Source organism: Parabacteroides sp. ZJ-118 (assembly GCF_011038785.1).
Lineage (GTDB): Bacteria > Bacteroidota > Bacteroidia > Bacteroidales > Tannerellaceae > Parabacteroides.
In genome coordinates, this window is sequence record NZ_JAAKDT010000055.1 from 1 (window position 1) to 15,121 (window position 15,121).

The 15,121-nt window shown below is 38.0% G+C and carries 9 protein-coding genes and 3 pseudogenes; all 12 read right to left on the reverse strand.

Annotated features, from left to right (window positions below; all coding sequences use genetic code 11):
* Window positions 1-105 precede the first annotated feature (105 nt).
* Window positions 106-447, reverse strand: a pseudogene (locus G7Y39_RS12265) (IS4 family transposase); the annotation flags it as partial.
* A pseudogene (locus G7Y39_RS12270) lies at window positions 435-761 on the reverse strand (cell filamentation protein Fic); the annotation flags it as partial. The pseudogenes G7Y39_RS12265 and G7Y39_RS12270, both read right to left, overlap by 13 nt.
* Window positions 762-764: 3 nt before the next feature.
* On the reverse strand, window positions 765-1,829 hold the full coding sequence (locus G7Y39_RS12275; protein WP_165157744.1) for a Fic family protein: 1,065 nt from the start codon (window positions 1,827-1,829) through the stop codon (window positions 765-767).
* Between the two features lie 5 nt (window positions 1,830-1,834).
* A complete protein-coding gene (locus tag G7Y39_RS12280; protein ID WP_165157745.1) occupies window positions 1,835-2,857 on the reverse strand; it encodes a Fic family protein in 1,023 nt (340 codons plus the stop codon).
* 62 nt (window positions 2,858-2,919) lie between these two features.
* Window positions 2,920-3,054 (reverse strand): annotated as a pseudogene (locus G7Y39_RS13725) (antitoxin VbhA family protein); the annotation flags it as partial.
* The gene (locus tag G7Y39_RS12285; protein WP_165157746.1) at window positions 3,041-4,318 is read right to left on the reverse strand and encodes an AbiH family protein; all 1,278 of its coding nucleotides are present in this window, start codon (window positions 4,316-4,318) and stop codon (window positions 3,041-3,043) included. The gene G7Y39_RS12285 and the pseudogene G7Y39_RS13725, both read right to left, overlap by 14 nt.
* Window positions 4,319-4,379: 61 nt before the next feature.
* Window positions 4,380-6,353 (reverse strand): ATP-dependent helicase, encoded by a 1,974-nt coding sequence (locus G7Y39_RS12290; RefSeq protein WP_165157747.1) that lies wholly within the window; start codon window positions 6,351-6,353, stop codon window positions 4,380-4,382.
* Entirely contained in the window at window positions 6,335-8,500 is a 2,166-nt protein-coding gene (locus tag G7Y39_RS12295) for an ATP-dependent endonuclease (protein ID WP_165157748.1), read from the reverse strand. Before G7Y39_RS12295 ends, G7Y39_RS12290 begins: the two co-directional genes overlap by 19 nt.
* A gap of 43 nt (window positions 8,501-8,543) precedes the next feature.
* Window positions 8,544-10,820, reverse strand: a complete 2,277-nt coding sequence (locus G7Y39_RS12300) for an LlaJI family restriction endonuclease (RefSeq protein WP_241160047.1) — start codon at window positions 10,818-10,820, stop codon at window positions 8,544-8,546.
* A gap of 14 nt (window positions 10,821-10,834) precedes the next feature.
* On the reverse strand, window positions 10,835-12,616 hold the full coding sequence (locus G7Y39_RS13730; RefSeq protein WP_241160048.1) for a hypothetical protein: 1,782 nt from the start codon (window positions 12,614-12,616) through the stop codon (window positions 10,835-10,837).
* 11 nt (window positions 12,617-12,627) lie between these two features.
* On the reverse strand, window positions 12,628-13,926 hold the full coding sequence (locus G7Y39_RS12315; RefSeq protein WP_165157749.1) for a DNA cytosine methyltransferase: 1,299 nt from the start codon (window positions 13,924-13,926) through the stop codon (window positions 12,628-12,630).
* Entirely contained in the window at window positions 13,927-14,136 is a 210-nt protein-coding gene (locus G7Y39_RS12320) for a helix-turn-helix transcriptional regulator (protein ID WP_165157750.1), read from the reverse strand.
* Window positions 14,137-15,121: the final 985 nt, after the last annotated feature.

Below are 15,121 nucleotides of genomic sequence, written 5' to 3' on the forward strand. Positions count from 1 at the left end.
TATGGCCTGATACCATAAACGAAAAATGCAAATAACTGATAATCAGCTATGCCTTCCAACGGCGAATTGCCGTTTTAGGCATTCGTTTTCAGCCCTCATGCTGTCCCAGCATGCTCCGGTCTCTCCAGATTTGGGATTGCGCAACCAAAAATTTTGCTTGATTCGCAGGTAGTATCGGATACGTCTGTTGTTGAGATACTCGACCCACTGCTTGCCGACAAACTCGCGGTCGGCGACAAGGGAATCTATACACTCAGCGCCGAACAGCCGTATAAATCTATCAATCAGTCGAGTCCGCTCTTTCCAGTTGGAGTTGCCGCGTTTATTGAGCATAGTAAAAAGCAGTGGAAATGCAACGCCCTTGTATGTCACTCCGAGCATAAGGATATTGATGTTGACCTCACCGAATTTCCAGTTGGTGCGGTCAAGGCTCAGAACCAGTCCAGAAACTTGCTCGCCCTATTGTTTGGGTAATGCTTGGCGAGCGTTATGATGTCCTCAGCCGATAAAGCATCGCTATTATATTGCTTACCGTCGGCAGCCACTATTTTCAGTTTGTGAGTGCCACTCACGAACTGAAAACCCTCTGTCTTAAACTTTCTTTTCAGCCAACGCCAATAGTTGCCGGCTTTGGTATAGTCCGGTTCATCGTTTATGGCACGCACAATATCAGTAGCGGAGAACCACCAACAGTTGTTCTCGTCATCCCATACCGCTCTAACTTCACGGTCATTGAAAAATCGAATAGACTTCTTGCTCATAATTCAGACATTGGTTTTTATGATTTCCCACCAACCGTTGCGGCGTCCATTTCGGCGGATGATGATTCCCTTTTCTACGAGAGTAGAAGTTATGGTCTTTACAGTACGTTCTGATTTACGGATTGTTGATGCCATTTCTTTTTGAGTCATTTTGGGATTGATCTCAATACACCGAAGCACAGCCGTTTCTTCCAACGTGCAATTCAAAGTGCAAATATTGCTCTTTGAATTGTCTCCTATTGCACTTTGGTTGGTTGGCTTTGGAAGAGATGCGCCGACAAGCATATCTCGATTGCGAAGTTCATTCTTTTCACCGAGAATAACATTGCGCAGGAATTTTTCGACAAATTCAGTTGTAGGGGAGATATTAAGTCCTTTGTATGATGCTCTCACGAGGGCATTGCGGAAATACCATGAATGCTCTTTGAACATATCATTGGTTGCCGGAATACCCATAGAGCGAAGATACTTTATCAGGAATACCGCAGTTGTGCGAGTATTTCCCTCACGGAACGGATGAATTTGCCATAGGTCTGCGATAAACTGAGACAAGTGTTTGATGATCTCAGTCATTGGGCGATTTGAATAGTCAAATTCTTTCTCCCGTGACAGGTCATATTCGATAGCTTCTCGCAAGTCAATAGCCGGTTGGTAACTTACGGAGGCATTTCCACCAAGTACCCATTCTTTTTTGCTAAGTTCAACCTTTCGCAACTGTCCTGCAAACTTGAATACACCGTCAAAGATACGTCTATGAATAGAGGTAAGTCCAACTAAAGAGAATGCAAACGACGGCTCACTGAGAATCTTTGCGATGTTGACAGACGCTTTATCTCCCTCCTCATCTACATCATCATGTCCTGATTTTGTCTCATAATAAGCCTTGATACGTTCACGAGCCTCATCAATGGTAATGTCTCCCTCAATGTGTTGACGCGCGGTATCGAGTAGATAGGGTGAAACCTTCAACCCATCTACATCCTGAAGACCAATTGCCGTTTGCCAAGCATCAGCCTTCTCCTTTTGTCCCGGTTCACCGTGAACTATGTACTCGTCAAATTCGCTCATAACTTTTATTTAAGAATAACCCATCTACCGGTTTTGTCTGAACCTTCCCTTTCGATGTAACCTAATTTCTTAAGATCTCGGGTTGATCGCTTGGCTGTTGATTCTGAGATGTTGAAGAGTTCCATAAGTTGTGAATGGGTAATGTCCGGATTGTTTTGAATTGCGATATATATCCTCTTCAAACCTTCCTTCAATTCGTTTACAATGTCATCTACGGTGTCATCTTGCAGATTTACAGTGTCATTTTCTTGATACTGTAAAGTTCGACGATTGAGATTTGCAATGTGGTGACGAAGCATAACATTCTGAACTATGGTAGAATCATCATTCTCACGGCTTTCAGCTAACGACTGTATGTATTCTCCTTTGCCTTCTCTTCTTACGATAGACGGAACAAGACCCAGCTGGCGTTGAATCATATTCATCACTAATCGGGTAGTGCGTCCATTACCATCAACCCAAGGGTGAATAGTTACGAGTCGGAAGTGAGCCTCAAAACTCAGACGGTAGCAAGCTGCAATATCTGCCTTGTCTATATTAGGAATCTCGTCGTTAAGCCATTTGCAGAAGTCATTCACGGCGTGTGGAACCTTGTTATAACCGAGATAACTTCTACCTCCGATACCTGCACTTACATTGCAAAGACGAAACTCACCCTTTGATGAATCGAATTGTCCGGCAATAGTGGAGTATTCACTTCCTGTCCGCCTCATCACAAGAGCTGATAGCTGTTGTAATAACTGGGGAGTATATGTTGGATTCTCGGAGGCAATTCTGAAAGCATGAAGATAAGCGTCTTTCAGATCTACGTTCATCATCTGTTCGGTCAGAGAGTGCCCCTTTGCGGCAATACCCTCATCGAAAAGAAGTTGGTTCTCAATCTCAGTTACGGTAGAGCCCTCAATGGCCGTAGAATGGGTCACAATAGAATAGAGGTAGAACTTCTGATAGTCCACCTGATCCTCGACACCCGAAGCCAAATAAGCCTTCAGAGTTTCCTCAATTTGTATGTCAAGATTCTTATCCATATTTGTTTCTATTGCTTTTTTCGGTACTTCTGATTCGGATCGTTGGGTTTGTTGGGAATGGTACGCGCGGTATCGAGTAGATAGGGCGAAACCTTCAACCCATCTACATCCTGAAGACCAATTGCCGTTTGCCAAGCATCAGCCTTCTCCTTCTGTCCCGGTTCTCCGTGAACTATGTACTCGTCAAATTTGCTCATTTGTCTTACTCTGTGGCAATGGTTCGCAAAATGTTTTGTTTACTACGCGATCACGCATCAGTTTCATATCAGTAAAATTACGGCAAATATTCTGCACAATCTCCAAATAATTATCTGTACCATCCTCTTTTTGATAATAATATGGCTTTATGGAAACACAATTTTTATGCTCAAACAAAGTATTTAGAAGTGTCCGGTCAGAGTTCCCACACGAGTGTCCCATAATATAAACCTGATACGGTGCAGATTCAATAAACTGAAGCATACCTCGATAATTAGAAGACTCTAAGTATCGTATAGACTTTATATTTTTCAAATATTCATTGTTCTCTTGTTTGAGAAATTCTCGATAATTATCATCAAGTTCATCCCCATATCCAAATATCATATTACGGGGTTCTTGTAAATCTCCATGTATATGATTTGCGTAACATCTGCATAATTGTGAGTACCAATCAGTAACTCCAGTAAAATTAAAACTTAGTAACATAGTATTGTTCGGACAACGTAATTGCAATGGCATCTTACTTATGTCCGTAACAATTAATCCCCCATCGGGGCATTGTGCTGTAGACTTTTGTAAAAAATCATCTACTTCAGCTCGAATGCTCACGGCTTGTTCGACTGGTACATCATACGCACCTAAATGTTTGTATAAGAAATATCGATCTTGATTGGCCCAATAATTGCAATGATCATAAAAATATTGGTTACTACCAACTGCTATATTCTCAAATTCAATAGGTTCTGATATAAACCGAATAATAGAATCATTACATCGGATGGGGGCGCGATTAATTTCCCCCAAATATTGTGTCAGTAAATTGAGTAAATATTGTAATTGGGCATTTATTTCGTTCGGAATGTATGTAGTTGTACTCTTATTTGATATTGATTCCGTTAGGAGTCGGTAATATTCATTTTCTATATCAACCCAATTTTTTTCATATAATGATTCTTGTATTCTTTTAAGCAAAGGCGAGAATTTTACCTCAAATGATTCTTTATTTGAGAGAATGGACTCTACAAAATCTTTACCTTTTGGACGGTCAAATGTAAAACCATTATTCAACAATAAGCTATGCCATGTGCCTTCGCCACCTTTTATAGAAAAAGAGCATAGACAATCATACATTACATTATTATAGCATGTCATTAAATTCGTAACCCACTGGTCCCAATACCAGTTTATGAAATCTTCATATCTAGTTGGAAGACCATGAGCCAAGTCAAATCCATTGCCTATTAATATTATTCTATTCATGCTTATTGTATTTATTAGATTGATTCATTTTATCTAATTCTCCTAATTTCTGAAGTATGATTTAATTCCATGGAATCTCTATCACATTTTGATATCCAAACAATTCTCGCGCTTTGGCTAAAATCGCAGCGTTTGGTTTATGATAATAGACGGCCAATTTCTCCTTGGTCCTAGTACAACACACATAGAAAATTTTTCTAGTACGTTGCACTACTGATTCCAAAAGTTCATCTACAGAAGCGGTAAACAATTTCTCAAAATTGTAGTTGTTCCACCTTCCATTATCAAGAATAACAAGAACATTATCAAATTCTGCCCCTTTTGTTTTATGTTGAGTGGAGAATGGAGTTTGTCCTTCAAGATAATTATACAAGTTTACAAATTCGCTATATGAAACCTCCATCATTCTGTCGTAAATATAGGGGTAACGCTCTTTATAATTATCTAACTTGTCATCAATTAAACAAATACTCTCCTTGTCTGCTAAATCTATCACATTCCTTATAGTCATATTATCCACATTCTGTAGCTTATTAATAGATTCATTTAATTTTGACTTGTCTGCTTTACTCTTTATTTTTCTATCGTCACCATAATAACGACTTTGCGTATATCCTGTGACTTTGAGAAACTCAGAGACATTACCATCTTTAAAAAGCCGAATAGCTTGTTCTATCTTGCAGAGATGTTTTACTAAGGGAGAACGTTTTGACCCCGTTTTGCTTTCTTCATCCTCACTTTGTTTCTTATCATCAACCAATTGTGACTTATCTACGTAGGTATGTATTAAACTTTCAAAGTTATACTTCTTTGCCCTGTCATACAAGAGAGTATGGCTTGTGATAAAACTTTTTTGAGCTTTGGTCGGTTCGTATTTTTTTGATTCAATTCCTTTGGTTTGCAAATCATTCAAAATGTCAGCCAGTGTTTTCCCATCCATTTCGTCCTTTGTAAAATAGGCTTCCACACAAGGCTTAACTTTGTTTTTTACATACCCAAGAATTGGATCGCCATTATATATTTCCATTAAATTTGCAAAACCAGCTTTTCCAGCAATGAGGTTATGAGTCAAATTCAGTTCTTTAGTTACTTTTGTATCATGAAAATTCCAACCTTTTTGTTGAGTAAGATATGATCTTACATTTGGCAACACGTTTCCTTCTTGCTGTGAAAACACAAACAAAATCTCACCACTCTTAACATGACCATTTTCCATATTTGGAGCCTTGTCATCATTAGAAGGTTCTTGCACCAACCCATCTATGCGAATTTTATTAGCTAAATCAATAACTAATGAAGGATTCCGTCTGTTTTGACACTTCTGAACTTCATACACTTCTCCTTTCGTACCATCAAACTTATATTTATTCAAATCGCCAACACCTTTATCATAGATACACTGCATAGCATCTCCAAAGAAACCGATAATGTTCTTTTTGTCGGACTGCTTCAAGAACCCGAGCATAATCTCAATTACCATAGGAAATGTATCCTGATATTCATCAATCAAAATAAAAGGATAGCGACTCTTCAGAATATCACATAGTTTTTTGTATTTTTTAAACATCTCATAGGCAACAACAATCACTTCATCATGAGACAAAATACCTTCCTTAAGATTTGTATGCTCTTGGTAACTTATGGTGACAGGTTTATCTCTATTACAAAAAAAATCCACTGGAACTTCGTCTATGCCAGAAATATGCAATCCGGAATCCGGCATATTCAGTAGCCTAATAACAGTTTGGAATAGTTCTTTTTGATAATTCTTAATATTGTCCCAAAGGAAGTCATGTATTGTAGAAACTACGAGATTGTCATGGTTCACCCGTTCGGCTATCTCTTTAACGGCAGCATTCGTATATGTAATACAAGCCACTTGTGACGATGGATAATTTTCAATAATCCATTTAACGACCTGCACAAGAGTATAAGTCTTACCACTACCGGCTCCACCACTTAATAAAAAATGATGACCTTTAGTGATTTGCTCAGTTATATTTTGTAATTCATCCTTTAATCTTTCCTCAGCCATAATAGTCCTTCTTTTATATATGTAGGAACTACCCAATTTGAAAAATCACGAGAACCTTCCTTTTTGCTGTTGAGCAATATTTCAATGGCAAGGGATGACTTTCCACTCACGCCATTGTTTGCCAGCTCATAAGCATCTTTATCACTTTTAAATTGCTCTAAGCTATTTGGATGTAGTGAAGAAAAAGTATTTTCAGTAATGAAATTTTCATTTTCACTAAAGAAGGCATCTTCAAAACTACGTGGTTGATATGTGTCTTTCTTGCCATATTGGAATGTAAGTCTTAAATATCCTCTTTCATCTGTTTCCCACCTTTTATTCTCAATGTTCCATGAAAGAATGGTGGGGAACATTGCAAGAATATCCTTGACCTTTTTGGTGTTATTCAAAAAGAATTTGATAGACGCATTAGAAGTAACTATTGTGTCATCCGCTGCATCATACTTCGTTTTTTCAATATACGTCCCTTCCTTTCCGTTCTTGTCTTTTTTTATCACAGGCTTGCAACAGTCAATATCTGTTATAACCAGACATTTTCGCAACCCAATGAATCTCAAAAATTTCTCAAATATATGAGAATATGCCCCTACTTCGATAATAGAAATGTTCTGCGACATGAGAAATTCTTCATTACCTTCCAACTCGCATTCTTGATCTATCTTTTTCATCATAGCAGGAAGTAGTATTCTTTCTGTATCACCTTCAATAAAGATCGCCTTATCCGCAAAGAACAAGTCACTCCTATTCAGCGTCAGATATTGTTTTAGAAAGGCAAAATAGTGTTTATATTCATCGTCGTATTCATTTTGAAGTTCCTTTAAGTTTTTTGCTATGACTGCATTTCTTTCAACACTTCCATTGCAAATAGGGTGTGTCAAGTACTTGATATCATCGAAATCGCAATCAGATACGATATGAGAAGAATGAGAACTTATGATGTATTGTAGTTTTCGCTTTATGCCATTTTTGTGTTGTATTCCTTGACGCAAAAGATTTTTGATATTCTTGATAAATACATATTGCATTTGTGGATGTGTATGTGCTTCTGGCTCCTCTATAAACAACAGATTGATATCCGCAGGCTTTCGTTCCTTATTTCTTTGCATTCTCTTTATTATCAAATCAATATCAAAGATCATCGAAATAAGGTTCATATACCCAAGTCCATTATAGTTTTCCGGAAGTTCTTTGTCTTCCTGTTGATAGACTACTGTAGTATTTCCTTTCAACATCTCTCGATGTTGCAAAGATGATACAACCTTAATGACCGTTTCGTTTTTTGACATGCCTCCGAATCTTCGGACTTTATCTACAATATCTGAAAACATATTGTCATAAATAGAAGATAGGACCTTATCGGTATCTTTTAAACTATCTTGGAACTTTTCAATGGTACCCTGTTGTTCATCCGCCATTTCTTGAATTCTGTATAATTCGGAAGTCTGAGACGACAATGTTTTATCAACATCCTTGTTATCAACATTTCTTTTAGCATTGATATATTGGAAATTGATCACATCAGATAACCTAAAATTAGTAGCTTCTTTCAAATTAATATATTGTTCCTCTTTAAAGGTTCCGTCTGTTTTGTCTATTAAGATAGACTTACGAATAGTCACAAAATAGTTTGATTGTTTTGAATCCAAAAAATCATCAAGAGTTTTTGCTGTATATTCTCCTCCATGCTCACGTGATTTATCTTCTTTACTCTTTTCGTGTTCAATAAACTTCTGGTAAGCAGCCTTCAAATTGACATACATGTCATAAGTGAGGATGTAATCAAAGCCCAATCCCAAGAAATTATTGTCAGCATCCAGGTCCATAAGGATGGGACTAATATATTCCAAATCATCATGGTCATCATACTCAATTAAAAGTCTTAACTGAATACCGATCTCTTTATATTTTGTATCATCAACGACATCCTTTTCTATCAAATCTTTCAATTGGCAACGAAAATCCAAATTGAAGTCATTGTATTGAAATCCTTTGCGGTCTCCTTGATTCAAGAATTTGTCAAGTATCACAAGTAACGAGGTCTTCCCGACATTGTTTTTCCCGATGACAAGGGAAAGTTCATCTTCCATTTCCATCGTGAACTCTTTCAACAAACGAAAATTCATAACTCGTATTTGCTTGATTACCATATCTATGTTATTCGATAGTTAAAATTTCATTCATTTCCGTATATTAAGCATCATACCTTGTTGTTGGAGTATATGATTTCTTCGCTGAATGGATAGATGAGCTATCCAACTCGCGTAAATTATCAAAAACGACTAAGATATACATCTCTGTAGTAGAGACGTTTTTGTAGATATTTGTAGGTACATCCACTGCCGATTTTACAAGGCGGATATTCGTTGCAGGAAACAGATGCTGCCCCATATCCTTACGAGTGTGGAATAGTATATATCCTATAGATTGAAGCTTTTCTACAATTTCTATACCGTCTCTTGTATATTTGATACCAATAGCAATCTTACCGGCAGGAAGGAACTTGAGACTTTTCATTTCATAATTTTCCATCATTACCATCAATGCTCCAAATTTCTTTGATTGCTGTGGTAATTGTTCCAATGTGCCTACACCATGATGAATATCTTCTATCTGCAACTCCGTAGTAAGTTCGAATGCTTCACTCACATGGAAATGGGTTTGCACGTTCTGTACTACAGATTCATTTTCTGCAATTTCATCTTTTATAACAGTATTCCTAACCTTTAGCCGTTTCCAAAACCTCTTGCTTTCTTCATCATCTTTCATCAAAGCAAGAACCAAGTAATTCTTATTCGACATAGAACGATAAAGCTTTCCGTTTAGTTGACTGAAATTTTCTTTCAAGAACTGATAGCAATTCATCCCTTTACGTGGCTGGATGATACGAAAAGTATAGAGTCGGTTGAGAGTGTCTTGAATCTTGTTCCGGAATTCTTTGCGGACATAGTCTCTCCATGCTGCTTGTGCACTCTTATTGTTGCGACCATACAACGACACTATGTACAGGAAGTTTACATCATAATGACACAGCAACAGCGTATCCCTGTCAAACAGGCGATTTTCAAATTGGCGGTTCAACTGTACTCCGCCATCCTGTGCTTTCAATTCTCTGTCATCAAAAGACAAGAATTTACTGCCGCCTGTCCTCTTGTCGGGGATCCGGGCACTGATAAAAAAATTGGGAATGGGATTATATCCTTCAGTCAATGTATCCCTTAACTGAGGATGCTCTCCGTTACCGTCAGCGTCCAAAAACAGATTCATGTTCCACTGAATGACATTTCTGGCGTATGTGTATTGTTTGTATATCGATTTGTCGCCAAGTTGTGTTCTGTCATTCTTGGAACGCTTGTAATACTTGCTATCCCCAATGTAATAGGTAAGTTCAGACGTCAAATCGGATTGTTCGATGAGTCCTTGACCGACAAACATATGGTCAACCAGCTTGCCGTCTCTTTGCTCCGTGAGTTCTTTCGGCAAATTTTGTTTGTCATTACCGCTTACCAAAGTGTCAATCATAACTTCAAAGATGTGCTCGAAATCTTTTGCCAGCAGATAGTCCTCAGACTGCCTATTCATGGCAATCTTATACTCTCTATCAAAGAATGCATAACACAAATCCCATATTCTGAGAGCCTTGTCAGAGAAATACTTGTACTTGATTTGTTTTAACCTTCGGCATCCCAAATTCTTACCTATGTAAGACTTCTTCAACTTCTCGCAACTGATAAGCGGATATTGGATATTGATTTCAAAAGAGAAGCCGTGTATCTCTCGGATATAATTCAATATTGAAAAATATATAACGAGCAGCTCTTCGTCAAAGTTTACCATTTTCTTCCTGTTGACAGGCTCTACGTAAACAGGGCTTCCGTTTTGAATTACTGCCTGTGATGAAGTAATGGTCTTGTTCCAGTTGATTTTGTTATAACCGGAATGTACGTTCTTGGCCACAAATGTAAAATAGTCCTGATTGTTTCTGTTGAAATCTCTCAATGCTATTATTACATCAAGCAGTGTATTGTGTTTCTGCTTCTTGCCTCTACTCTCGGACTGATATTCCTTGCTTTCAAGTATATTGTCGTTGTGAGTCTGTTTATATACGTTTATCGTCCGGTATATCCAAATCGAAAGTGTGGACAGGAATTCCTTGTATTCCTTACAGCCTTCTTCCGTAAACTTGGCTTTTACCGTATCGGACTCAAAGTCTATTATTTCCTGTGGCGAAGCACCGAATATCGTGTCATCGCCACTCTCCTCGTTTATCTCACCTGTCAATACGACTTTGGGCAGGAAGAATACAACATCTTTTGCTGTCTTGCTATAGCAATACCCGACATACCCAAATGAATATTTGTCCTCCTTTACAGGAACAGACACAACATCCTTGAGTATGGCTCTGACCGTCAGCTTATCCTTGACTATATCATTCAGAGTATATGGGTATCCTTCAATAAACAGCAGCATAGAATTTATTCAGATTAGAGTTCTGCCTTCTCCTCGTCATTTCCAACATTAACCTTATTATCGTTAGAATTAGTGACTCCAAGATATGACATCATTTTCATTAGCGTCTTAGTCCCATTTTCTCCATACAACTCTGAAAATGAAACATCTTCGGTTTCGCTGATTTTGAAGATATCACCCTCTCCATCTTTGCAGACGTCATTCCATAGATAGAACAATATTTTGTTTAATAAGACTTTATCGGTAATTACTCCGTCTGACGGGTTTACAAAATAATCACCTAACATTTTATCTTCGGAACTGGTTGCACTCAAAATCTTGTCGTTAACCTTTCTTTGGAATGAAACCCAAGAATATTCAGTATTGGCAATGACTATCTTCCAATCTGTATTCTTATACTTAATCGGCTCATACTCCCAATCCCAGCGTCTCTTGAATGCACTATCGATCGGGAAAAGCGACTGATCGGAAGTATTCATGGTTGCGTATATATACAAATTCGATGGCAAGCAGAGTTCCCCGTCTTTTATACCGGGATTGTCCTCACCCAATTTTTCTTCCACAAATGCTTTCAAGTCGGCATCGGCTTTGATTGTATATTCCGACTTGCCGGTTCCGTCTCTATCAAGAAGCTGGAATAAGTCTCCGAAAATTTGGGCACAGTTTCCTCTGTTGATTTCCTCAATTATCAGATATATCTTTTCATCCGGTTTTTTGTATGCCTGTATATAAGCATTAAGAAATGCTTGAGGAACGAAAGAATAAATTATTCGAGATTCTTTTGAACAAGCAAGATATTCTTCTCCAACAGCCACTCCTTTGTCAAATTCAACAGTGTAATTATCAGACATACCGCAAGCTTGGAGTATATCTTTCTTGTCAGAAAGATTCAACTGTTTTAATGAACGCCAATATTTTGCTCCGAATTTTTGGGGAGAATACGTGACGCCTCCCTCTTTCATCTCGGTTAATCTGCTAATAAGCTCTCCCTTGGCATATACTTTTTCAATTGGCTTTTCCATTGTCGGTTTGTATGCTCCGACAAAAGTTGAATAATCACTGTCCGGATGGAATGTGGTTCTGAATATATTTTCTTTAGAAACACCTTCAAGTTGTGCCTTTATTTTATGGGATTTACCTGTACCGGGAGCACCATAATAGATGATTTGACGAGAGATATTGTCGGGAATCTTTGTTTTCAGTTCATCTATTTGAATATCATTAAATGTATCGAAAAATGCTTTTTTGTCCTCTGAATTATTTTGAGAAGTCAAGTCTCCAATAGAGGCTTCTTTCTTTATACTGAACCGCCCATCCTCTACCTTTATGTCAGAGAAATTATTCAAAATGTTTGTCAGAATATCCTTATTCCCAAGATCAATATTCAAACGAGAACGGAAAAAACCATTTAGTTCAGACTCACCTGACATTGCGGCTTGATAGAGTTGTGAATTCAAAATAATAGGTTGTCCCTCATAGCGAATGCTGCCTGTATAAGGGTTGGGTACATAATAACGGCGTATCCATCCTTCTATGTATCGGCGAGCCTCATTAATGGTAAGTATGTGATTAAACCGGGGATAAAACATCGAATCATCCTCATAATACAGACCAAGTTGAGCCGCCAATTGATAAGGGGTTCTGAAAAAATCATTCCCACCATCCCATTCGTGCCATTGCTTTTCCACAAAAGCACGAGCATCCTCTTTGCGCATAGGATAATGGGGTAAGACTTGGGTGAATTCGGAAACTTGTTTAATGGACGTATTACGCCATCTGCAAATAGGGTCTGCCATATTGAAAAAAATTAAATTCCGTATTTTGTAATATCCATCTGTTTTAATAAAGCGATTAGCACATCTACAACAATGCTGTTACCAGCTTGTTGGTACATAGCAGTATCAGAAACCACTATTTTGAAGGAATCTTTGAATCCCATTAAACGCAAACATTCCCTAGGAGTAAGTTTTCTTATTCTACCTTTATGTGTAACATAATTATCAACGCCTGCTCTGTGCATTTTATGCATAGATTGCAAAAGAGGTCGGGCTATATCTAAATCTGTTTTTGTTGAAGTTTTGAAATTTTTTGTTCCACCTGCGAGTACATATTTTACGACTTTATCGGAAAGATAATACTTCTCTTCAACATCTTTGACATCGAATATAAATTCATCAAATGCTTCATCTGTTGGTGTCAATTCAGAATCCGGATGAAACACGAAGTCACCATGCCAATTGAATTGTTGATTTCGCTTTTGGCATAATTGGATGTCACCATTGATTTGAGTATAGCTTTTATCTCTATTCTTATGACTAGTCACAAATTTGACCCCTTTCTCTTTTAGAAAGTATTTAGTGTCGATATAATCCTCCAAGAAATCATACATTATATATTCCAATGGCACTGGTGCCGGATATTCAAACTTTGTTTTCTGTCTAAAACCTAGACAATATACTCGTTCTCTATGCTGTGGTATGCCATAATCACAACTATTTAACACGTGGAATTTTACATCATATCCTAATTCTTCAAATATATCATGGATAATTTGCCAAGTCCGTCCTTTATCATGGTTTAACAAACCTCTTACATTCTCAAATAGAAAAACTTTTGGTCGTGTTTCTTTTACAACTCGTGCAAATTCATAAAATAAAGTACCACGTGCATCTTCAAAGCCCAATCTATGACCGACCATGGAAAATGCTTGACACGGCGCCCCACCTATAACAAAGTCCACTTTGTGTAGATACTTGGTTGCATCAAAATTTCTAATGTCGTCAAACCAATCCTCTTCTTTGATAGCGTAATTAGCAAAGTAGCTTTGTTTACATTTAGGTTCAATGTCACCAGCAAACATTATTTGATGTTTCAATCCGAGCCTTTGAAAAGCATGCTCAACGGCTCCGATTCCACTAAAAACGGTTCCTATGCGTACCGTCCTTTCTGGATGAGAAAAGTTCAAATCTTTCCAAGAAACGCCTTCAGATATAGGCGTTTGTAACAACTCTTTTTCTTTGAGTCGTTCAGCTCGTTTCTTTACAATTTTCTTTACTCGTGTAATTTTATCAGAGACTTCTGTTATGTCTTTTTTTACTGTTGCCATTTACTCTACCGTTTCATATAAATCCCTCAAATCACACTGTAGCACTTGTGAAATCTTTATTAGTTGCGGTGCACTTGGTTGTGTTGTATTGGCACACCATCTACTTATTGTCATTTTTGATACACTAAGCTGTTCTGCCAAATAAGTGTTTGTAATCATCTTCTCGGCTAAAATAACCCGAATGCGATTTCTATACTCTTTCTTTTCCATCGATAATCTTTCTACATTTGTGTGCAAAGATAAACAAATTTGTTGACACCACCAAGCCAATAGTCTGTTATGTTTGATTAGAATAAATATGAAGAACCTAAATACTTGATTAGACCGTGTCAGGATGGTTATTCCTTGTCGGGAGTAAGGGCTGGATTCGGTGTTTGATGTCGAATCGTTTTAAGTTAGAAATCGAGGGTCGGGAGGTTAGATTTGTCGATCTTGCAGAGGGTAAGAGGAGTATGGTAGGTCAGAGTGACGTGGTCAGAGTGATGAGATAGTAAATGGCGAGATGGCGAGACAGATGGCGAGACAGATGGCGTCGTTGTAGGCCTTTTCCGCTTTACGCGTAGTCATGTATTTTTTCCTACCAAATAAAAATGGAATTATTCTGCTTGTTTTTGATGGATTTTGAGTAAATTTGTGCCTGAGAATTCAAGCAAATAGCGGCAAAAAGAAGCTGCGGTACGAAAAAGACGTTAGATGCGTGTAGGATAGAGAGTTGAATTTACCGAAATTTCTCTCCCACTTTCAAAAATGCCTGTCGTACCGATTAAATTGCTGAAGTGCTGGTTATTATAGATGTGAATAAATTGCATCGGCAAGTAATAGGCTCGAAACAACCATAATCAATTATAAACAACTGTCATAAACGCATTGAATATCAATGCGTTTTATTTTTGTTCGCTTTCCAGTTGCTATTTCCTGACTTCGTCATTGCGTCACCCTAAACGCCAAGGTGGTCTAAAAGTGGCTTGACTGACATGTGATCCGGGGTCAGCAGCATGGTTCGACTGATGGATTTGCCGTTCAATGGAAGACGTAGGCGTATTGTCGTTATGGTTTTGGCAATTTTCAATCCTCCCAAAAATTCGACACCGATTCCCGTCTTTCGTCCAACTGACGGAGAAGATTGCGACCGATATTCGGGTCCCGGTCAGCCACTTCATTCAGATACACCGCTGTTTCTACCGCCTCTCTTTGG